This is a genomic window from Microbacterium sp. AR7-10, from assembly GCF_001878835.1.
Lineage (GTDB): Bacteria > Actinomycetota > Actinomycetes > Actinomycetales > Microbacteriaceae > Microbacterium > Microbacterium commune.
Genome location: NZ_MJIR01000023.1, coordinates 1 through 1,155, shown reverse-complemented (window position 1 = coordinate 1,155; position 1,155 = coordinate 1). Strand labels below are relative to the sequence as shown.

Below are 1,155 nucleotides of genomic sequence, written 5' to 3'. Positions count from 1 at the left end.
TTTTTTTTTTCAAGCAGAAGCCGGCATCCGAGATTACTCCGCGTCTCGTGGGCTCGGAGATGTGTATAAGAGACAGAGTCAAGCGATTCGAAGGAACGGTGCGGCCGGCGTCAGTCGAGCGCGGTCATCACGTGCTTGATGCGCGTGTACTCGTCGAAGCCGTACTGCGAGAGGTCCTTGCCGTAGCCGGAGTGCTTGAAGCCGCCGTGCGGCATGTCCGACACGAACGGGATGTGCGTGTTCACCCACACGCAGCCGAAGTCGAGGTCGCGGGTGAAGCGCATCGCCCTGCCGTGATCGCGGGTGAAGATCGACGCGGCGAGCGCGTAGCGCACCCCGTTCGCCATGGCGAGGGCTTCGTCGTCGGTGTCGAACGCCTGCACGGTGAGCACGGGACCGAACACCTCGTTCTGCACCGCCTCGTCGTCCTGCCGCATGCCCGACACGATCGTCGGCTCGAAGAAGTACCCCGTCTCGCCTTGGCGGCGTCCGCCGGTCTCGATCGTGGCGTGCGCGGGCAGCCGGTCGATGAAGCCCTGCACCTGTGCGAGCTGCGCCGCGCTGGAGAGCGGACCGAACAGCACGCCGTCCTCGTGCGGCGCGCCGGTGCGGGCGTGGGTCTTCGTGCGCGCCACCAGTGCCCTCACCAGCTCGTCGTGCACAGACGAGTGCGCGATCACGCGGGTGGCCGCGGTGCAGTCCTGGCCGGCGTTGAAGAACGCGGCGGTGACGATGGCCTCCACGGCCTTCTCGATCGACGCGTCGTCGAACACGACGGCGGGCGCCTTTCCGCCGAGTTCGAGGTGGACGCGCTTCAGGTCGGATGCCGCCGACGCGGCGACCGCCATGCCCGCCCGCACCGATCCGGTGATGGCGACCATCTGCGGCACGGGATGCGCGACGAGCGCCGCCCCCGTCTCGCGCCCGCCCAGCACGACGTTCAGCGTGCCGGCGGGAGTGTGCTCGGCGACGATCTCGGCGAGCAGCAGGGTCGACAGCGGGGTCGACTCGGCGGGCTTGAGCACGACCGTGTTGCCGGCGGCGAGCGCGGGGGCGATCTTCCACACCGCCATGTTCAGCGGGTAGTTCCAAGGGGTGACCTGACCGATCACCCCGATCGGCTCACGACGCACGTATGAGGTGTGCCCGGCGGCG

1 protein-coding gene is annotated in these 1,155 nt (G+C 68.4%); it reads right to left on the bottom strand.

The annotated features are described in order from the left end of the window. Nucleotides 1-110: 110 nt before the first annotated feature. A partial coding sequence (locus BFN01_RS01055; RefSeq protein ID WP_071640628.1) for an aldehyde dehydrogenase family protein occupies nt 111-1,155 on the bottom strand: 1,045 nt, incomplete at its 5' end.